Annotated in this window: 14 protein-coding genes; 10 read left to right on the top strand and 4 right to left on the bottom strand. The window is 45.4% G+C overall.

Features of this window, described 5'->3' with window-relative positions; translation table 11 throughout:
* Window positions 1-142: 142 nt before the first annotated feature.
* From gcvP to uvrA, 4 genes are all read left to right on the top strand, one after another.
* Complete coding sequence (gcvP, locus tag AC23N5_RS02900) at window positions 143-3,028, top strand: aminomethyl-transferring glycine dehydrogenase (protein ID WP_487754409.1); 2,886 nt, start codon at window positions 143-145, stop codon at window positions 3,026-3,028.
* Window positions 3,029-3,212: 184 nt separating this feature from the next.
* A complete protein-coding gene (locus AC23N5_RS02895; protein WP_487754408.1) occupies window positions 3,213-4,172 on the top strand; it encodes a fasciclin domain-containing protein in 960 nt (319 codons plus the stop codon).
* 109 nt (window positions 4,173-4,281) lie between these two features.
* Window positions 4,282-4,698: a CBS domain-containing protein gene (locus AC23N5_RS02890; RefSeq protein WP_183977471.1), complete on the top strand. Its 417-nt coding sequence runs from the start codon at window positions 4,282-4,284 to the stop codon at window positions 4,696-4,698.
* Between the two features lie 147 nt (window positions 4,699-4,845).
* Window positions 4,846-7,731, top strand: a complete 2,886-nt coding sequence (gene uvrA / locus AC23N5_RS02885; protein ID WP_487754407.1) for an excinuclease ABC subunit UvrA — start codon at window positions 4,846-4,848, stop codon at window positions 7,729-7,731.
* 6 nt (window positions 7,732-7,737) lie between these two features.
* Here the strand turns inward: uvrA and AC23N5_RS02880 are convergent, their stop codons facing one another.
* Complete coding sequence (locus AC23N5_RS02880; protein WP_487754406.1) at window positions 7,738-8,523, bottom strand: hypothetical protein; 786 nt, start codon at window positions 8,521-8,523, stop codon at window positions 7,738-7,740.
* 27 nt (window positions 8,524-8,550) lie between these two features.
* The gene (locus AC23N5_RS02875) at window positions 8,551-9,702 is read right to left on the bottom strand and encodes a ribonuclease D (RefSeq protein WP_487754405.1); all 1,152 of its coding nucleotides are present in this window, start codon (window positions 9,700-9,702) and stop codon (window positions 8,551-8,553) included.
* 164 nt (window positions 9,703-9,866) lie between these two features.
* On the opposite strand from AC23N5_RS02875, the gene clpB reads away from it, so the two are divergent.
* Window positions 9,867-12,497, top strand: a complete 2,631-nt coding sequence (gene clpB / locus AC23N5_RS02870) for an ATP-dependent chaperone ClpB (RefSeq protein WP_487754404.1) — start codon at window positions 9,867-9,869, stop codon at window positions 12,495-12,497.
* Window positions 12,498-12,566: 69 nt separating this feature from the next.
* A complete protein-coding gene (locus tag AC23N5_RS02865; RefSeq protein ID WP_183977462.1) occupies window positions 12,567-13,442 on the top strand; it encodes an Rpn family recombination-promoting nuclease/putative transposase in 876 nt (291 codons plus the stop codon).
* Between the two features lie 47 nt (window positions 13,443-13,489).
* On the opposite strand, the gene AC23N5_RS02860 is transcribed toward AC23N5_RS02865, so the two are convergent.
* Both AC23N5_RS02860 and AC23N5_RS02855 read right to left on the bottom strand, forming a co-directional pair.
* Entirely contained in the window at window positions 13,490-14,359 is an 870-nt protein-coding gene (locus AC23N5_RS02860; protein ID WP_487754403.1) for a lipoprotein signal peptidase, read from the bottom strand.
* Between the two features lie 56 nt (window positions 14,360-14,415).
* A complete protein-coding gene (locus AC23N5_RS02855) occupies window positions 14,416-15,624 on the bottom strand; it encodes a proline dehydrogenase family protein (protein ID WP_487754402.1) in 1,209 nt (402 codons plus the stop codon).
* 170 nt (window positions 15,625-15,794) lie between these two features.
* On the opposite strand from AC23N5_RS02855, the gene AC23N5_RS02850 reads away from it, so the two are divergent.
* The 4 genes from AC23N5_RS02850 (at window position 15,795) to AC23N5_RS02835 (ending at window position 20,537) form a co-directional block, all read left to right on the top strand.
* Window positions 15,795-16,892 carry a chorismate mutase gene (locus AC23N5_RS02850; RefSeq protein WP_183977459.1) on the top strand — a complete coding sequence of 366 codons (1,098 nt, stop codon included), beginning with the start codon at window positions 15,795-15,797 and terminating at the stop codon, window positions 16,890-16,892.
* Window positions 16,893-17,058: 166 nt separating this feature from the next.
* Window positions 17,059-19,425 (top strand): M1 family metallopeptidase, encoded by a 2,367-nt coding sequence (locus AC23N5_RS02845; protein ID WP_487754401.1) that lies wholly within the window; start codon window positions 17,059-17,061, stop codon window positions 19,423-19,425.
* A 70-nt stretch (window positions 19,426-19,495) separates the two neighbouring features.
* Window positions 19,496-20,080 carry a hypothetical protein gene (locus AC23N5_RS02840; RefSeq protein ID WP_183977457.1) on the top strand — a complete coding sequence of 195 codons (585 nt, stop codon included), beginning with the start codon at window positions 19,496-19,498 and terminating at the stop codon, window positions 20,078-20,080.
* A gap of 52 nt (window positions 20,081-20,132) precedes the next feature.
* Window positions 20,133-20,537, top strand: a complete 405-nt coding sequence (locus AC23N5_RS02835; RefSeq protein ID WP_310587013.1) for a GxxExxY protein — start codon at window positions 20,133-20,135, stop codon at window positions 20,535-20,537.
* The last annotated feature ends 70 nt before the right edge of the window (window positions 20,538-20,607 follow it).

Here is a 20,607-nt window from a genome sequence, read left to right as displayed (position 1 = left end):
CCACAAAAAGTAAAATAGGAAAACCAAAACGCAAACTTTACCCTTCAGTTTTTGTTTTTCCAAGAAAAGGGCGCAACAAAGACCCTTTTTTTTGACTAATTTTGCGAAATCTTACACACAATAGACCGCTCTGATAAATCGGATGAAAATCAGTCTTCACCAACAAGAATCCTTTGAGCGCCGTCACCACGGCCAACGTCCCGAAGAGTTACAAGAAATGCTAAAGACCATCGGAGTAAGCACTGTCGATGAGTTGATTGAGCAAACCGTTCCTGCTGCTATTCGTTTAGCAAGACCGCTAGAGTTGCCTGCCCCTAAGTCGGAGTTTGAGTACCTCAACGACTTGAAAAAAGTCGCCCGCCTCAATCGCATTTACCAGTCATACATCGGTACGGGTTACTACGATACGATTGTCCCCAACGTGATTTTGCGTAACATTCTGGAGAATCCTGCATGGTACACGGCTTACACGCCGTATCAGGCAGAGATTGCGCAGGGACGCTTGGAGATGCTGCTCAACTTCCAAACAGCGGTGATTGATTTGACGGGAATGGAGATTGCTAATGCTTCGCTTTTGGACGAAGCAACGGCCGCTGCCGAAGCAATGACGATGCTTCATAGCTTGCGTACAGGAGCCAAAAAGAAAGCAGAAACGTTTTTTGTGTCGGAGCGTTGCCACCCACAAACCATTGATTTGATTTATACCCGTGCTACTCCGTTGGATATCAACGTCGTAGTGGGCGACCACTCTAAGGTTGATTTGACTGATCCTGCCATCTTTGGGGTGTTGGTGCAATACCCAGCCACCGACGGAGAGGTCATTGATTATACTGATTTTATTGCCGCTGCCCACGAACTGAACGTTTTTGTGGCAGTCGCTGCTGATTTGTTGAGCCTTACGTTGTTGAAAGCGCCTGGTGAAATGGGGGCAGACGTAGTAGTCGGTTCGGCACAACGTTTTGGCGTTCCAATGGGCTACGGCGGGCCACACGCGGCGTTTTTTGCCACTAAAGATGCTTACAAACGTCAGATTCCTGGACGTATCATTGGGGTGTCGGTAGATACTGAAGGAAACCGTGCCTTGCGTATGGCACTTCAAACGCGTGAGCAGCACATTCGTCGTGAAAAAGCTACCTCAAATATTTGTACTGCCCAAGTATTACTTTCGGTGATGGCTGCTGCTTATGCAGTTTATCACGGGCCAGAAGGTTTAAAAAGCATTGCTTCAAAAATCCAAGGCTTAACGAAAGCATTTGCAGATGCTATTTCAGAAATGGGTTACGAAGTAGCGACGCAAAATTACTTCGATACCGTGACGGTCAATGTTCGTAATGCGCAACAGCTGGAAGAAGAGTCTCGTAAGCGCGGTATCAATTTGCGTCACAATGCCAATGGTTCGGTAGGAGTATCGTTTGATGAAGCGAAAACATTTGCCAACTTGATTGAATTGTTGGATTTGTTTGCAACTGCATCGGGTGAAGGTATCGAAATGAGCATTCCTGACGAAGTAGAAGTATCGTTACCTGCCAACTTAGCGCGCGAATCGGCGTATTTGACGCATCCTGTTTTCAACAACTATCATACAGAGCACGACATGCTTCGATACTTGAAGTCGTTGGAAAACAAAGATTTATCGTTGGTTCACTCGATGATTTCCTTGGGAAGCTGTACGATGAAACTCAACGCTACGGCCGAGATGATTCCAGTGACTTGGCCAGAGTTTGGTAAAATGCACCCATTTGCTCCTACTTTCCAAACGGAAGGGTACCAGTTGTTGTTCAAGCACTTAAATGATTGGCTTTGCGAAATTACAGGTTTTGCCGCCATGTCGCTTCAGCCAAACTCAGGAGCACAAGGTGAATACGCTGGTCTGTTGACGATTCGTGCCTATCACGAAGCGCGCGGAGAAAGTCACCGCAACGTGGCCTTGATTCCGTCGTCGGCGCATGGTACCAATCCAGCCTCGGCAGTAATGGCAGGAATGAAGGTAGTCGTGACGAAGTGCGACGAGCGCGGAAACATTGACGTTGAAGACTTGAAAGCAAAAGCGGAACAATACAGCAACGAACTCTCGTGTTTGATGGTGACGTATCCGTCAACCCACGGGGTGTTTGAAGAAAGTATTATTGATATTTGTTCACTTATCCACAGTCATGGTGGACAAGTGTATATGGATGGTGCAAACATGAACGCCCAAGTAGGACTTACGAGTCCTGCGACTATCGGGGCTGATGTTTGCCACCTCAACTTACACAAAACATTCTGTATCCCTCACGGTGGTGGTGGCCCAGGGATGGGGCCTATTGGCGTAGCAGCACACTTAGTGCCGCATTTGCCAGGGCATGTCAACCTGACCGAGGGCCAGGGAGGGGTTCACGGCGCCGTCTCAGCAGCACCTTATGGCTCGGCAAGCATTCTGACCATCTCGCACGCTTACATCGCCATGATGGGAGGTGAAGGGTTGACGAATGCGACCAAAATGGCCATTACAAACGCCAACTACATCAAGCAACGCTTATCGGGTGAAGGGCAATTTGAGATTTTATACACGGGAAGCAATGGACGTTGTGCCCACGAAATGATTGTGGATTGCCGTCCTTTCAAAGCCGTAGGTATCGAAGCCGAAGACCTTGCCAAACGTTTGATGGATTATGGTTTCCACTCACCAACCTTGTCGTTCCCTGTGGCAGGTACATTGATGATTGAGCCGACCGAATCCGAATCAAAAGCGGAATTAGATCGTTTCTGCGACGCATTGTTGAGTATCCGTGCCGAAATCCGTGAAGTGGAAGAAGGTGTGGCTGACAAAGCAAATAACGTACTGAAAAATGCACCACACACGGCTCGTATTGTGTTGACCGAAAACTGGGACCGCCCGTACAGTCGTGAGAAAGCAGTTTTCCCATTGCCTCACTTGCGTTTCAATAAGTTTTGGCCAAGTGTAAGCCGTATTGATTCGGCTTATGGCGACCGTAACTTGATTTGTGCCTGTATTCCTGTAGAGGAATACGCACAAGCGGAGGTGTAAGAATAGCTGCCAACTACTTGAAAAATAGGGCTTTCGACTTGTTCGAAAGCCCTATTTTTTTGTTTGTGCTTGTTTTTGTTTAATTTTTTTTGGAAAAGGTTAAACAATTTGCCTTATACAAAAAGTTATATGGGTGTTTTTAAACAATTATCTACCCATTCCATTTTTAAACTTTTTTCAAACTATGAACATCTATTGGAAAACACTCAAAACAGTTTCACTGGCATTGACAGTTTTAGCAAGCAGCCTCTTCTTAATGAGCTGTGAGAAAGATGAACCTACTTCCAACACCATTACTGACGTAGTTCTTCAAAACAATGACTTCACAATCTTACGGGCAGCTGTGAGCCGTGCTGGACTAGCCGATGCGTTGCGGGCAGGTAGCTTGACTGTTTTTGCACCAAACGATGCAGCTTTTACGGCGTCTGGATTAGACCTTGCCACGGTTAATGGTTTGGACGTAAATACGCTTAAGGCGGTGTTACAGTACCACGTTTTAGCAACAAAAAACCTTTCAACCGACCTCCCAACGGCGAGTAACACGGAAGTGACTACGTTGAGTGGAGGAAAAGCGTACATTACGAAAGGCACGAGTGGGGTGTCAATCAACGGAGCTCGAGTAGTAGCCGCTGATGTCGCTGCTGACAACGGGGTTATCCATGTAATCAACCGCGTTTTGTTGCCACCTGCGGGCAACCTGCTCCAAGTGGCGCAAGGAAATGCCAACTTTACGTTTTTGGTGGCGGCGCTCAACAAAGTGATTCAAGCCAATCCAGCAGTGGGTGCAACAGTTACAGCGGTGTTAACAGGTAGCTCACCTTACACCGTATTTGCTCCTACTAATGCGGCCTTCCAAGCTACTCCTTTCAACAGCATTGATGCGATTAATGCTGCTAGTGGTGCAACTTTGACTACTTTGACCAACGTATTGCTTGCCCACGTTGTAGCGGGCCGAGTTTTTTCTACCAACCTTGTAGCAGGTACAGTTGCGTCGGCAGGCCAAGCACCACTTACCGTGACATTGGGTTCGACAGTACAAGTGCGTGGAGCTGGAAACGGAACCAACAATGCCACAGTTACTTCGGCTGATGTTGTTGCTACCAACGGCGTTATTCACGTCATCGACCGTGTGATACTACCATAAGCGATTTTTCGGAAACATGATTAAAAGCAGGGTAAAACGGTAGCATTGGTCATAAAGGTTCTGCCAGAAAGAGGGTACTATTGCTCATCACAATCAATCAATCCTCCCAATGAAAAGAAGAGAACCAATTTCGCACATCATGACCAAAAACGTAGCCACTGTTCAAGTTTCCGACGATTTGCATGATGTTATTGACTTAGTAAAGAAAAATCACATTCGACACGTTCCTGTGCTGGAAGGACACGACGTAGTGGGAATCATCAGCAGTACCGACATCAATCGTTTGACCTTCAGTTCGTTGTTTGAAAATCAAGAAGGCGCCGACGAAGCCATTTTGGAGATGTTGAGTATTTCGCAAGTAATGACCCAAAAACCTCGTACGGTAGAGGCAACTTTGAGTATTAAAGAAGTAGCAGAGATTCTAGCTTCGGAAGAATACCACGCCTTGCCCGTTATCGAAAATGGGCAACTCGCTGGAATTGTGACTACTACGGATGTCATTAAGTACTTATTGGAACAATACTAGCAGTCAATAAAACATTCTTTCAATCGGAGCAGTTTGTCAAGAGACAAATTGCTCCGATTTTTTGTTATAACCCCAAAACTCACCTCAGCGATTGTTAGTATATCGGAGCCGTTTTCCCTACTTTTGTGAGTTTTGCAAACCAGCCCAATGAATCAAACGACAAGTAATCCGACTGTATCTTCTTCTGATTTTGAAGGACTAGACCCCAAAAAATTTATCCTCATCAAAGGGGCGCGAGTCAATAACCTCAAAAATATTGATGTGGCCATTCCACGAAACAAACTCGTTGTCGTAACGGGCGTATCGGGGTCGGGCAAATCATCGTTGGCCTTTGATACGCTTTTTGCCGAAGGCCAGCGCATGTACGTCGAAAGCTTGAGCAGCTACGCCCGTCAGTTTTTGGGGAGAATGGAAAAACCCGAAGTGGATTACATCAAGGGAATTTCGCCTGCGGTAGCCATCGAACAAAAAGTCAATACCCGAAATCCACGCTCAACGGTGGGGACGACCACCGAAATCTACGATTATTTGAAATTACTTTTTGCCCGCATTGGGGTAACTCACTCGCCTGTTTCGGGGGAAGTGGTTCGCAAAGACACGGTGACCGACGTGGTCAATTACCTCATGGGCCACGAGGAAGGGACGCGGGCAATGGTTTTAGCGCCGCTTATCATCAAAGAAAATCGTACGCTCGAACAAGAATTAACCATTCTACTTTCCAAAGGCTACACGCGAATCGTAGTAAATGACGAAACACGTTCGATTGAGGAATTATTGGAAGAAGGCAACGTTGAAGGAGCTTTGGAGGGAGCGGAGTTATTTGTTTTGGTGGACCGAGCGGCCATTAAGCACGAGGACGAAGATACGCTATTCCGTCTTTCGGATTCGGTACAAACGGCTTTTTTTGAAGGAGAAGGGTTGTGTTGGATAAAAGTAGTCGGTGGAGAAAAACGTTCGTTTTCTGATAAGTTTGAATTGGATGGGTTAAAATTTGAAGAGCCGAGCGTCAACCTTTTTAGCTTTAATAACCCTTACGGAGCTTGCAAACGCTGCGAAGGCTTTGGAAAAGTACTGGGTTTAGACCCTGAGTTGGTTATCCCCGATAAAAATCTTTCGGTATTTGAGGGTGCAATTGCCCCTTGGCGTTCCGAAAAAATGAGCGAATGGCAGGCACCGTTGTTGCGTCATGGCATTCGTTTTGATTTTCCGATTCACCGCGCCTATAAAGATTTGACCGAAGATCAGAAAACGTTACTCTGGACGGGGAATAGCTATTTTGAAGGTCTAACGGCCTTTTTCGAGCATTTAGAATCGCAGACACATAAAGTACAATACCGTGTGATGTTGTCGCGGTACCGAGGCCGAACCAACTGCCCCGAATGCCGTGGATCGCGTTTGCGTCAGGATGCGAGTTACGTAAAAATAAAAGGCACTTCCATTACTGATTTGGTTTTGATGCCCATCTCGGAAGTGTTACAATTTTTCCAAAACCTCACGCTACCCGATTTTCAATACGGCGTGGCCAAACGCATTTTGATTGAAATTGAAAACCGTTTGGAATACATGAACCGCGTGGGGCTGGGTTATTTGACCCTCAACCGCTTGACTAATTCACTTTCAGGGGGAGAATTTCAACGGATTAAGTTGGCGACTTCGCTGGGGAGTGCCTTGGTAGGTTCAATGTACATTTTGGACGAACCAAGCATTGGTCTTCACCCGCGTGATACCCGAAAGCTGGTAAGCGTGTTGGAGTCGTTGCGCGACATGGGCAATACCGTAATTGTGGTTGAGCACGAAGAAGAAGTCATGCGCGCCGCCGATCAAATCATCGACATCGGCCCAGATGCAGGAAATTTGGGTGGAGCAGTGGTTTGGCAGGGGAGCTGGGAGGAGATTAATAATGACGAATTACGAGGACAGAATGACGACCAAGCATCTGTATCCCACACCATCGACTTCCTCACGGGCCGCGACCAAGTACCCGTCCCCACCTTCCGTCGGAAAGCGACACATTGGCTGGAGTTGACGGGTGCCAAAGAAAATAACTTGAAAGACGTGGACGTGAAATTTCCGTTGGGAACGCTTACGGTGGTGACAGGGGTGTCGGGTTCAGGAAAATCGACACTGATTCGGAAGATTTTATTCCCCGCCTTGGCTCGCGTAAAAGGTGAGTACAACGAAGATGCGGGCAAATACGCCAATTTGACGGGAAGCGTTGAGCGCATCGACAACCTAGAAATGGTGGACCAAAATCCCATCGGGAAATCGTCTCGTTCTAATCCCGTTACGTACATCAAAGCCTATGATTACATTCGCCAAATGATGAGCGATGTGCCTTTGGCTAAAGCCAGAGGATACAAACCTTCTCATTTCTCTTTCAATGTCGAAGGCGGGCGCTGTGAAACCTGCCAAGGCGAAGGTCAAGTGAAAATTGAAATGCAGTTCATGGCTGATATTTACCTCAAATGTGAAGGCTGCGGCGGAAAGCGTTTCAAACAAGAAGTACTCGATGTCCGTTATCAACGCCCCGATGGAAACTCGGCCGATATTTCGGATATTTTAAACATGACGATTGACGAAGCCATTGATTTCTTCCAGCAAGAAGAGCCTAAATTGGCTGAGCGCCTTCAACCGTTGAAAGATGTGGGGCTGGGATACATCAAGCTGGGGCAATCTTCTAATACCCTTTCAGGAGGCGAAGCCCAACGGGTAAAACTGGCGTTCTTCTTGAGTAAATCGAATCCTAATCAGGGCAAATCGCTCTTTATTTTTGACGAGCCAACCACGGGACTCCATTTTCACGACATTCAAAAATTGTTAAAATCCATCAATGCGCTGGTTAATCAGGGAGATACGGTGATTGTCATTGAACACAATGTCGAAGTGATAAAATCGGCCGATTGGATTATTGATTTGGGGCCTGAAGGGGGCGATAAGGGCGGTTACATTACGTTTGCGGGGACGCCCGAGAGTATGTTGGCGCTAGAAAATAACTACACAGCTGAGTTTTTGAAGCTGAAAATGAACCCATAAAACGGGCTACGGTTGTTTTTTAGCTTCTAACTGCTGGTAAACGCCTTGAAAGTTGCGTCCTTCACGAAGATGCTTGACCAGAACGGGGATGGCAGGTTGTCCTGCGGCGGCTAGCCAACGAGATACTTCCATTCCCGAAGTCATGTAAGCCAACATAACACGGCCTTCGGGACCCGTAAAAAATCCGCGCATTGAGCTAATCTCGGTAAGCGCGAGGGTTACTTGTCCACCGCTCGAAATGTAATCACATTCGTCTTTGTAATCTATGTAGCGCTGGGCGGGAGGTTTGTTTTCTACAAAACGATAATCAACCATCAAAGCAAGCCCTTCGTTGAACCACTGCGGAATTTGTTGGGTGGTTTTCCACCAACCGAGCCGCGTGAAAAGTTCATCGTGACACATTTCGTGCGCGATGACGTCGGTATTGATACCGTCCAAATTGAGCACCACGTAAGAAGCGCCCCACGGTGTTCCGATGCTACAGCCTGCTCCTTCGTCGCTGTGGCAATATTTTGCATATTCGTGCGGATCGTAGCAAACAATGATTGTCGGCTTTCCTTGTCGGCCACCCCAAAAGCTTTGGATTCGTTTTTCTGCCTCAGCCACTACTTTTTGGGCGTATTGGTGGTGTTTGGGAGAGGATTTGGGGCTGACGTAAAAGTGAGTATTGAGCGCTTTAAAATCAGAAAAACCGACCCATTGGCAATACCAAACCTGCGGAAATAAGACAAAATAACTGATAAGGCCAGCGGCCAGTCCCCCAATAATCCAGAATAAGTATCGCTTGAGCATATTAGACGTGGTTAGGGAGACAGGCTGTTAGCCAAAAGCCGAAATATCAATAGCAAGTGCCGAAGCAGCCTCGCGGATGATGGCTTGCTGAAACGACGGGCCAATGTCGGTCAGTTTTAATTCTCCCCCAATAAGGGTACTAATGACCTCATTGCTGAGAATGTACGGGACAAAAAGCGATCCGTATTTTTCTTCAATCCAACGCTTCATCGGTAGAAAGGTTCCTTCACGCAGGGCGTTGCTTCGGGCAGCGCGTTGCTGCATTTCGGCAAATTCTTGCGGAGATGGCTTCACCCGTTCGTGCAAAAGCTGGCGCTTCGTTCCCTCGGCTTTTGCTTGGTGAATGACTTGTTTGAGTTGATCCACTGCCCAAGGAGTTTGCATACGTGGATTTACGCCTTTTAACTGTAGCCAGTTGTTGAGTGTTGTTGGGTCAATGAGAATTTCGTGTACTTGCGCATTGGTCAGTATTTGGTAAGTTGGCTTGCCAAAACGACGCGCTTGTTCATCACGAAAACGATACAATTCACTTAAAATATGTTGGTCAAACGGGCTAAAATCGCGCTGTTCTTTGGGGCTCAAAAACGTATTGCGTGTTTTGGGAACGTAGCTTTTGTTTTCCAAAAACGCCATACTTTGTTGAAACCATTCCCAGCGTTCTTGCTGCTGAAGGCGTTCCGTTAATTTGTCACGAAGTTCAAGGAGATAAATGACATCATTGGCTGCGTAGTCAAGCTGCATATCGGAGAGCGGGCGTTTCAGCCAATTGCTCTGCTGCTTCTTCTTACTCGACTCAATACCCAGTACTTCACCCAATACACTTGCTAAACCAATTTTTTCAAAACAAAGCAGCTTCGTGGCCACACTGGTATCGAAGATATTGCGGGGAGAGCATCCGTGAAGATAAAGCAGACGAAAATCCTCGCCACTGTCGTGGATTACTTTTTCGACCGCTGGGTTTTCAATCACGCGCCATAGCGCCGACAAGTCTTTTACCTCAAAGGGGTCAATCAAATAACACGCATCGGAGGTAGCTACTTGAAACAAACAAAGGGTAAAGCCATAGGCATAATGATTGTTATCAAATTCAGTATCAATCGCTATGGCTGGGAAGTGGTTCAATCGTTCAACGACACGCTCAAACTCCGCTTGTGTATGAATAAAAATGGGACTCGACATAGTGCCAAAATTACGAATAAATCCGCCATTTTGTCTATGATTTTTGATTTAACGGGCAAAATGATGCCAAAATTTCCGCTTTTAGGCATCGGCATGAGAATTTTAAAATCAGTGTTAACAAACCAATTAACCAACAGCAGAACCCGTGCATAAGCACCGAAGCCATGAACTTTAATCAATATACCATCAAAGCCCAAGAAATTGTTCAGCACGCTGTGCAAATTGCTCAGGGCAAGCAGCAGCAAGTTGTTGAAACGGGACACATTCTAAAAGCGATTTTGGAAGAAGATCCCAACACGTCGCAGTTTTTAGCCAAAAAGCTGAATGTCGCACTCCCAAATGTTAATACAAGACTTGAAACCATCATCAACGGTTATCCGCGCGTAGCAGGCTCGGCCAATACCGAATACCTTAGCAACGACCTCAACGCCACGTTTCAAAAGGCACAAAGCTATCTGAAAGAATTTAATGACGAATATGTAAGCGTAGAACTCCTCCTAGTGGGTTTATCGGCGGGCAAAGACAGCACCGCTCAGCTCATGAAAGAGGTGGGATTAAAAGAAAAAGAATTAGTAGCAGCTATCAAAGAATTAAGAGGGAAGAATAATCCAGTGAAAGACCAAAATGCCGAAGCTAAGTACCGTTCGTTGGAACGATACAGCAAAAACTTAAATCAATTGGCACGCTCGGGCAAGATTGACCCCGTTATTGGGCGCGACGACGAAATCCGTCGGGTGCTTCAAATCTTGGCGCGTCGTACCAAAAACAACCCCATGCTTTTGGGGGAACCAGGAGTAGGAAAAACGGCCATCGTAGAGGGCCTAGCGCAACGGATTGTACAAGGCGACGTACCCGAGCAGTTGAAAGAAAAAGAAATTGTCTCGCTCGACATGGGCTTGCTCATTGCGGGGGCCAAATACAAAGGCGAATTTGAGGAGCGTTTGAAGGCGGTAATCAAAGAGGTGACCGATTCTGAAGGCCAAATTATCTTATTTATTGACGAAATCCACACGCTCATCGGGGCGGGGGCGGGCGGTGAGGGCGCGATGGACGCTGCCAACTTACTCAAGCCTGCCCTCGCGCGGGGCGAACTCCATACCATCGGTGCTACTACCATCAAAGAGTACCAAAAGTACATTGAGAAAGACAAAGCGCTGGAGCGCCGTTTTCAGGTAGTGACCGTCGATGAACCCAACGAGGCTGATGCGATTAGTATCTTGCGGGGTATCAAAGACAAGTACGAACTCCACCACGGAGTACGGATTCAGGACGATGCGGTCATTGCGGCCGTGGAGTTGTCGAGCCGTTATATTTCTGATCGTTTTTTGCCCGATAAAGCCATTGACCTAATGGATGAGGCGGCGGCAAAATTACGCTTAGAAATGGATTCGGTTCCCGAAGAGCTCGACGATTTGAACCGCCGTATCATGCAGTTAGAGATTGAGAGAGAGGCGATTCGACGGGAGAATGACAAAGAAAAAGAAGCCAGACTTAACAAAGAGTTGGCGGATTTAAACGAAGAACGAAGCGCTTTTAAAGCCCAATGGGAGTTGGAAAAAGGGAAAATCAGCGAACTCCGCGCGTTAAAAGAGCAATTGGAACAACTACGCCTCGAAGCAGAACAAGCCGAACGGGCGGGGGATTATGGAAAAGTAGCGGAACTTCGTTACGGTAAAATCCCTGAAATTGAAAAACGTTTGGGAGAAAGCGGCCAACAATCAATTAGCGGTGAGCAGTTGATTCAAGAGGAAGTAACGGCCGAAAATATTGCGGAAGTAGTTGCCAAATGGACGGGTATTCCAGTAAGTAAAATGCTGCAAAGCGAGCGTGAAAAATTACTCAACTTGGAATCCGAACTCCAAAAACGCGTAGCGGGTCAAGAGGAGGCCATTGAAGCGGTAGCTGATGCGGTGCGTCGTTCGAGAGCAGGTTTGCAAGACCCCAAACGCCCGATTGGTAGTTTCCTATTCCTTGGGCCGACAGGGGTTGGTAAAACAGAGTTAGCCAAGACGCTGGCAAATTACTTGTTCAACGACGACAATGCCATGGTGCGCATCGACATGAGCGAATACCAAGAGCGCCACGCTGTAAGCCGTTTGGTGGGAGCGCCTCCAGGCTACGTTGGCTACGATGAAGGTGGGCAGTTGACCGAAGCCGTGCGCCGTAAACCATACAGTGTGATTTTGCTGGACGAAATCGAAAAAGCACACCCCGACGTTTGGAACGTAATGTTGCAGGTTTTGGACGATGGGCGGTTGACGGACAACAAAGGTCGCTTGGCGAACTTCAAAAATACCATCATCATCATGACGTCGAACATTGGTAGCGATATCATCATGGAGAAGTTCAAAGAAGCGGGCAATAAGATTGAAAAAGGCTGGAAGCTGTACTTCAAAGAAGAAGCTAAAAACGATGTTTTAGGCTTGTTGAAACAGTCAGTTAGGCCAGAGTTTCTGAACCGTATTGACGAAATTGTGCTCTTTGACCCACTTGGACGGGATAATTTGAAACAAATTGTTCGGATTCAGTTCAACCACATCAAAGACTTGTTGGCCGAACAAGGAGTGACCTTGGATGCTACTGACGAAGCTTTGGTGAAACTCTCAGAAGAAGGATATGACCCTGCGTTTGGGGCAAGGCCACTCAAAAGAGTCTTACAGCGCCGAATTTTGAATGAGTTATCGAAACAGATTCTCTCGGGAAAAATTCAAAAAGACGCCGTCATCATGATGGAACTCAATGAAGAAGGCGAAGTAGCTTTTGAGAATATTTCGGAGGCAAAAATAGAGGTTTGATAATGACAAGGTGTAAATAAGGGACCCCTACTGAATCATTCAGTAGGGGTTTTTGTATAACTTTGCTGTATGGAAATAGCGAATGACAACGGAAGATTTATTTCAATTCTCTCGGATTATGGTTTTAAAGTGACCTTTGGAAATGAAGTGGATACTACTTTTTTAAAGAAAGCGCTTCAGGCACTCATAAATTCCTCTGTCCCCATTAGAGAGGTCTCCTTTATTAAAAACGAACTCACTGCTATAACGATTGACAGCCGAAGTGGAATTTATGATGTAGCTTGCATAGACGAGAATGACAATCATTTTATTGTCGAAATGCAATTGAGTGAGTATCCTGAATTTATTCAGCGTATGAAATTCTATGCTTTGCATCGTTTTAATACGCTTGTCAAAAAAGGGGAATATCGTTTTGAAAATTTGTCAAAAATATATTGTATTGGTATTCTAGCAAGGGTGATATTTACACAAATATCTGATTATCATAATGTTTCCTTTTTGCGAAATGCAAAAAACGAAACTATTGACGATCAAATGGTGTTTGTCACGGTAGAGTTGGATAAGTTTTCCAAAGAAAAAAATCAAGTACAAACCGATTTAGATAAACTGGTTTATACAATGAAAAATTTACACACAGTGACCGAAACTTCTCAATTCCCTGAATTTTGGAGTGAAGAATGGCTTAAAAAAGCTATTGCAGAAGTTGACTTGCGTAATATGACGGCGGAGCAAAAACTGGCTTACGAAATGGTACTTTCAGCTAATGCTTTAGCAGTAAAAAACGAAAATAAGAAAATTAAAGAAGCGCGTTTAGAAGAGAAGAAAAATGCAGTTATAAAAGCCTTGAAGGCAGGAAAACTGAGCAACGAAGAAATTGCGGATTACAATGACACAACAATTGAATTTGTATTTGCAGTCCAACAAGATTTGGTAAATGTAAAGTAGATATTTTGCTAGAGAACGCATAAAAAAGGGGCTTTCAAGCCCCTTTTTTATGAATTAGTATGTTTATCTGGATTAGAAACGTGTCCTTCCGCGAGGGGAGTTTCTGAAGTAGGCTGAACTTCTTCAGCTGGCTCAGAAGGAGTCTCTTGAGTGGGATTTTCGTTTTCGGTTAAATTGCTACTTTCAGGCTCTGAGCCTTCGCTGACCTCTGTAAGTTGTTCCGTGGCAATGGCATCGGTAGTCGCTACGACTGCTTCGTTCGTAGGATTTTCCATTGCGATAGCTTCCGTGGTTTCGTCGCTTTCTATTTCATCTTGCGGTTCGTCCAAACGTGGAAAGAAGGTGCCTTGGAAAATAAGGATGATACACACGCCAACGAAAATACAAGCATCGGCGAAGTTAAAAATAGGCGTTGTATAATATTGACCACCCCACACAGGTACCCACTCTGGTACAAAACCTTCCCAGAAATCGACAAAAACCATGTCAATTACTTGTCCGTGAAACCAAGGAGTAGGAGAACCGTAAGGCGCATTGCCGATAAGCACGCCGTAAAAAATACTATCAATCAGGTTGCCGATGGCTCCTGCTAAAATCATGGCCATAGCCCACAATAAACCACTCGCAGCACCGCGTACCGAGAGCCGAACAATGTACCAAGCAATAAACACCATTGCCCCCAAACGGAAAGTGGTTAAAAATAACTTGCCGTATTCGTGGTCGATTTGCATTCCAAAAGCCATGCCTGGATTGGTGACGTAATAAAGCTTAAACCAATCGCCAATGAGACGGACTTGACCTGCAAAACCAGGTGCCATGTAATGATGGACGAGCAACTTAGACGCTTGATCTACCGCAATCAGTAGAAGGGCAAACAAAAAAAACTTTAGTGGGTTTCTGGCGGTATGACTCGTCATTCAGCTATCAATTATCTAGTGTAACCTGTGTTGGGCAAATGGGTTGCGCTTGCAATTTACTGAGAAATTCGTTGTTGATGACGTCTTTCTACTTCGCGCTTTACTAATAAATACTCACGACTACTTTGGCCAGCTATTGATTTATTTTCTTCGGCACGGCGGAACAAGTAAGGCATGACGGTTTCTACAGGGCCATAAGGTACGTATTTGGCGACATTATACCCTGCATTGGCCAAATTGTAAGAAATATTGTCGCTCATGCCTAGGAGTTGCGCAAACCAAACGTGTGGGTCATTGTGCGGAATATGGAGTTTTTCCATTGATTCGATGCAAAGTTGGCAGCTATGTTCGTTGTGCGTTCCCAAACAAATGGAAATAACATCACGGTTTTCAAGACAAAATTCGAGCGCTTTGTTGTAGTCGCGATCGGTGTCTTCTTTGGTGGCGTGGATAGGATCTTGGTACTCATTTTCGTATGCACGCAGACGTTCTTTCTCAAAGTACGCACCTCTTACGAGTTTTACCCCCAACAAATAGCCCGCTGCTTTGGCTTCACGCGTAGCTTTTTTGAGGTTTTCAAGCATATCGTGGCGGTACATCTGAAACGTATTGTAAACGATGGGGGTCTGGGTGTTGTATTTTTTCATGCCATCGTAAGCCAGTTGGTCAATGACATTTTGAATCCAACTTTCTTCCGCATCCACAAAAATCTTAACGTTCAAGTCGGCTGCTTTCTTGCACAACACATCAACGCGTTGCTTAATGCGTTCAAAAGCCTGTTGTTCTGAGGAATGAAGCTCTTCGCCCGCCTGAATTTTTTCCATAAGTGGGGTTGAACCAACGCCAGTTACCTTGAAAACCGAGAACGGAATGGCTTTGTTATTTGATGCTTTTTCGATAGTTAGCGAAATTTCGTTAGCAGTTTTGTCAAAACTCTTTTCATCGTCTTCTCCCTCGACAGAGTAGTCTAAAATTGTGCCTACGTTCGATTTTGCCAAATATTGTATTGTTTTTTCGCATTCTTTAATATCTTCTCCACCACAAAATTGGTTGAATAAAGTAGTTTTTATGAGACCCTTCACGGGCAATCTCAACAAAAGAGAGAGTTTTATAAAAAAAGTTCCTAATTTTACAAGCCAAACCTGATTCATCATCGAGAATAACCAATAGGTTTTCTTGAGTTGGCCGTTGGACTTGGACGAAAATGCGACCGAAGTGTCATCAAATGAAACACCCGTTTTGGGTGATACAACACTTAAAGGCATAGTTGTAGTGTTTTGTTGATAAATGAAATTGTACGTTCCGAATCGTCGGATTTTCAGGGGATTATCCCTATGACGCGGCGGACTGTCAAAACGGTTGCAAAATTACGAAGATTTAATCGCTTTCAAATTGTTACTATAGATTGTTGTACTAATTAATTTTTTTCTCAGTTATGGGTGCCACCTTAGACATTTTACCAATGAGCTCGTGGGTTGATACGGGAGGAAAGCCGCTCGTTATCGCAGGACCATGTAGTGCCGAAACAGAAGACCAAGTACGTGATACCGTTCGTCAAATCAAAGCAGAAGGATATGCCAACGTAATCAGAGCGGGGGTTTGGAAACCTCGTACTCGTCCGGGCAGCTTTGAAGGAATGGGCGAAGCCGCGTTGCCTTGGTTGGTAGATGCTAAACAAGAAACTGGATTGCCTATTGCCGTTGAAGTAGCAACGCCTCAGCACATTGAGCTTGCACTGAAATACGGCGTCGATATTTTGTGGGTGGGTGCTCGTACCACCGTTAACCCATTCAACGTTCAAGACTTGGCCGATGCGCTTCAAGGAGTGGATGTACCTGTGCTTATCAAAAACCCAGTAAACCCTGACCTAGCGTTGTGGATTGGTGCGTTTGAGCGTATCAACCGTGCTGGTATCAAGAAATTGGGTGCTATTCACCGTGGTTTCTCAAATGCGCAAGAAACGAAATACCGTAACTCGCCTATGTGGAACATCGCCATCGAACTCAAAACTATGTTCCCTGAGCTTCCGATGATTGGTGACCCAAGCCACATGGCAGGTAAGCGTGCGTATTTGTTTGAGTTGGCACAACGTGCCTTAGACTTGAACTACGATGGTTTGATTATCGAGTCTCACCGTGACCCAGACAAAGCGTGGTCGGATGCTTCTCAGCAATTGACGCCACATGCGTTGGGCGAAATGTTGCACGAATTGCACGTTCGTAAAGCGGAGTACGGCACAGATTATCAAAACCAATTGGATACGTTGCGTAGCAAATTGGATAACCTTGACCGCGAATTGCTCGAAGCTTTGGGCACGCGTATGTCATTGGTAGAACAACTTGGCGAATACAAGCGTGATAACAACGTAGCCGTTCTTCAAATGGATCGTTGGAGACAGCTTCGCAAAAACCGCGCTGATTTGGGTAAACAACTTAACTTGTACCCAGATTTCGTAGAAGAGTTGTTTGAGTTGATTCACATGGCTTCTATCCGTAAGCAAACTGAAGTAATGAACAACGAACCAGCTGCTTAATACAGCTAGGTAAATCGTATATTTAGAAGCCTCTTCCCAAACAGGAAGGGGCTTTTTTATGCCAAAATAAAATGATTCATCGGCAAATCTGTGTGTTAAGTAGCATTATCTTCGTCAAATTAGCCCCTTTTTTGTATTTTTGAATGAAAACCAATTTTACTTTCTCATGAGAAAAATTTCCTTCATCATCTCACTATTTTATGCAGGGCTGACGTGGGCACAAGCACCCACCATGCCCAACTACCACGCCAACGACCGTTTTGAACAATTGGGTACGGCGCTGCCTACGCCCAATACTTACCGAACTGCTTCGGGAGCGCCTGGAAAAGATTATTGGCAACAACGCGCCGATTATGACATCAAGGTGGAATTGGACGAGGCCAATAACAAAATCATTGGTACCGAAACCATTACGTATTTTAATCAGTCGCCCGATGCGCTTCCTTACGTGTGGATTCAGCTCGACCAAAATTTGTTTGCCAAAAATTCTCCTGGGCCAATAACTAGAACTGGAGACTTAGGAAATCAAACAACGATGACGAGTCTTTCGACTATTACCGATATGAATTACTCAAATGCGGATTATGGGTATAATATTCAGTCGGTGAAAGATGCAAAAACGGGGAAACCGCTTCGCTATACCATCAATCAAACGATGATGCGGATTGATTTGCCGCAGCCGCTTTTGCCTAAACAAAGCTATTCATTTTCCATTGATTGGAATTACCGCATCGTTGAGGTTGCCAAAGGTGGACGCCGAACAGGTTTTGAGGTTTTCAAAGATGGCAATAACGTCTATGAAATTGCGCAGTTTTATCCTCGCCTTTGTGTGTATGACGATGTAACGGGCTGGCAACATAAGCAATATTACAGTCAGGGAGAGTTTGCATTGTCGTTCGGAAATTTCAAATTGGCCATTACTGTACCCGATGACCACGTTTTGGGAGCAACGGGTGAGTTGCAAAACGCCCCACAAGTATTGACGCCAACGCAACTGAAAAACTACGAAAAAGCGAAGACTTCCGACAAAGTAGTGGTGATTGCGTCGCAAGAGGAGCGCGAGAAAGCCGAAAAAGGAAAACCTTCGGGTAAAAAAACCTGGATTTTCAAAGCCGATAACGTGCGTGACGTAGCCTTTGCGACGTCCAGAAAGTACATTTGGGATGGTAAAATGCAGGAAGTAGCGGGCAAAAAAGTGTTGTGCATGTCGTTTTATCCAAAAGAAGGAAATCCACTTTGGGGTAAATATTCGACCGAAGTCGTGGCTCATACTGTTAAAACGTATTCAAAGTTCTCGGTAGATTACCCGTATCCCGTAGCGATTTCTTGTCATGGCCCCATCGGAGGGATGGAATACCCTATGCTTTCTTTCAATGGCGGTCGCCCTGAAGCAGATGGTACGTATTCGGAAGCGACCAAATACGGCATGATTGGGGTGATTATCCACGAAGTAGGTCACAATTTCTTCCCGATGATTGTCAACAACGACGAACGTCAATGGATGTGGATGGATGAAGGTTTGAATACCTTTGTGCAATATTTGACCGAAAAAGAGTGGGACAAAGACTACCCAACGCGCCGTGGCGAGCCTCAAATGATTGTGGATTACATGAAGCAAGATCCCAAAAATTTGGTACCTATCATGACCATGTCTGACAACCTCATCAATGCAGGGGCAAGTGCGTACGCAAAGCCAGCTACCGCCCTCAATATTTTGCGCGAAACGGTCATGGGGCGCGAGTTGTTTGATTATGCCTTCAAAGAATATAGCCGTCGTTGGGCGTTTAAGTCGCCTACACCTGCCGACTTGTTCCGTACCTTGGAGGATGCTTCGGGCGTGGATTTGGATTGGTTCTGGAAAGGTTGGTTCTACGGCGTAGAGCCCGTTGACCAAGATTTGGTAGAAGTTGAATGGTTTGCCCTTGACACCCAAAATCCTGAAATTACGAAGGCCGAACAGCGGGCAGCAGCTAGCAGTAAGCGAGAAACCGTTGCTCGTCAGCGCGATAAAGACTTCATCAAAGAGTCGGTGGTAGAGAAAAATCCTGACATGAAGGATTTCTACAACTCGTATGATCCCTACAAAGTAACGGATGCCGACAAGAAAAAATACGAAACGTATTTGGCAAGTTTGACCCCCGATGAGCGTAAATTGGTCGAATCAGGGTTGAATTTCTATACCTTGAAAGTAAAAAACAAAGGTGGTTTGCCAATGCCCGTGATTGTAAAGATGCAATTTGAAGACGGTACTGATTCGGTGGCGCGCTTCCCCGCAGAAATCTGGCGTTTGAACGACCAACAAGTATCGAAAGTCGTAACGACGAAGAAGAAAGTGGTGCAGTGGACACTGGATCCATTCCGTGAGATTGCCGACATCGACGAAGAGAGCAACAGCTTCCCACGTCAGCCGACGAAACCAACACGCTTCCAATTGTTTAAAGGCGGAGGTTTCCAACGTGGCAGCAACCCAATGCGCGAAGCCCAGCAAAGCCAACAGCCAAAAGCAGGGCAACAGGGCGGGGCTAAGAATTAGTATTTTTTTACCACTAAGGTACTAAGAAAAGAATACTCTTAGTGCCTTAGTGGTTCAATAATAAACGTACATGACTTCCAAAGTAGCTTACCGTTTTTATCCTTCGTTGCTCAACACCTACTCACGGTTTTTGCAGGGGAAAATCAGTGAGCAGGAAGTGCTAGACCGCATTAATCGGGTGCCTATCCCACAAACCGAAGCCCAGTTTAGGGGAGTATCATTTGAAGATGCGGTATTGAAAAAAATCGGCGAAGAGCAATTTGACCCTCAAATTATTGCAACCGTTCGCCAAAAACTCCCTTCTCCCATTGTAAAAACCCAAGCCTACTGCCAATACCAAGTAGGCGATGTGATTATTTATGGCTTTGTGGATGTATTGGGACGTAAAGAAGCCGTTGACATCAAAACTACGTCACACTACGAAACCCAACGGTTTCTACAAGACCACCAAAACTTCTATTTACCAGCTCTTTACGGCCGTGGGGTTCGTCAAATGCGCTATTTGATAACCGATTTTGTCGGCGTTTATGAAGAAATCTATCCCGCTTCTGCCGATTTTGAAGGGCAGTTGGAGGAATTGTATTCGTTTAAAATGTTTCTGGAAGAACACCGCGAGCAAATAACGGATGCAAAGATTTTTGCCAAAAAGAAGTAATTTTGACCCTTCTGAAAAATAAAACCACTAAGGCACTAAGAAGCACTAAGTGATGATGACTAAAAAAGAGGTCAATCAATTAGCATACGAAATTGTGGGATGCGCAATTGAGGTTCATAGACAGATTGGGCCAGGGCTGTTGGAGTCTGTTTATGAGACTTGTCTAGTTTATGAATTACAACTCAAAGGTTTTAAGGTAATTAGACAACTTACCGTGCCTGTTGTCTATAAAGAGGTGCGCTTAGAGGCAGATTTACGGTTGGATTTACTGGTGAATGATTGTGTTGTAGTAGAACTAAAAGCGGTAGAAAACCTCATTCCCCTTTTTGAAGCACAGTTATTGACGTACATGAAATTGTTGCAAAAACCTAAGGGGTTACTTATAAATTTTCATACAGAAAACATCACAAAAAGCATTAAGCCAATGGTAAATGAGCATTTTGCGGCATTGCCTTAGTGAAACTTAGTGCCTTAGTGGTTAAATATAATTCTCTCACAGAAAACATCACAAAAAGCATTAAGCCGAC

This window comes from Runella sp. R5_40 (genome assembly GCF_057652295.1).
The sequence above is the reverse complement of the archived record's forward strand: the minus strand, read 5'-3'. Positions and strand labels throughout refer to the sequence as shown.

Excerpts from the sequence above, each read along its gene's own strand:
- AC23N5_RS02880 (WP_487754406.1), bottom strand. The coding sequence starts at position 8,523 with ATGCTCAAGCGATACTTATTCTGGATTATTGGGGGACTGGCCGCTGGC.
- gcvP (WP_487754409.1), top strand. The coding sequence starts at position 143 with ATGAAAATCAGTCTTCACCAACAAGAATCCTTTGAGCGCCGTCACCAC.
- AC23N5_RS02890 (WP_183977471.1), top strand. The coding sequence starts at position 4,282 with ATGAAAAGAAGAGAACCAATTTCGCACATCATGACCAAAAACGTAGCC.
- AC23N5_RS02840 (WP_183977457.1), top strand. The coding sequence starts at position 19,496 with ATGACTTCCAAAGTAGCTTACCGTTTTTATCCTTCGTTGCTCAACACC.
- AC23N5_RS02835 (WP_310587013.1), top strand. The coding sequence starts at position 20,133 with ATGATGACTAAAAAAGAGGTCAATCAATTAGCATACGAAATTGTGGGA.
- AC23N5_RS02860 (WP_487754403.1), bottom strand. The coding sequence starts at position 14,359 with ATGACGAGTCATACCGCCAGAAACCCACTAAAGTTTTTTTTGTTTGCC.
- AC23N5_RS02875 (WP_487754405.1), bottom strand. The coding sequence starts at position 9,702 with ATGTCGAGTCCCATTTTTATTCATACACAAGCGGAGTTTGAGCGTGTC.
- uvrA (WP_487754407.1), top strand. The coding sequence starts at position 4,846 with ATGAATCAAACGACAAGTAATCCGACTGTATCTTCTTCTGATTTTGAA.
- clpB (WP_487754404.1), top strand. The coding sequence starts at position 9,867 with ATGAACTTTAATCAATATACCATCAAAGCCCAAGAAATTGTTCAGCAC.
- AC23N5_RS02895 (WP_487754408.1), top strand. The coding sequence starts at position 3,213 with ATGAACATCTATTGGAAAACACTCAAAACAGTTTCACTGGCATTGACA.
- AC23N5_RS02850 (WP_183977459.1), top strand. The coding sequence starts at position 15,795 with ATGGGTGCCACCTTAGACATTTTACCAATGAGCTCGTGGGTTGATACG.
- AC23N5_RS02845 (WP_487754401.1), top strand. The coding sequence starts at position 17,059 with ATGAGAAAAATTTCCTTCATCATCTCACTATTTTATGCAGGGCTGACG.
- AC23N5_RS02865 (WP_183977462.1), top strand. The coding sequence starts at position 12,567 with ATGGAAATAGCGAATGACAACGGAAGATTTATTTCAATTCTCTCGGAT.
- AC23N5_RS02855 (WP_487754402.1), bottom strand. The coding sequence starts at position 15,624 with ATGCCTTTAAGTGTTGTATCACCCAAAACGGGTGTTTCATTTGATGAC.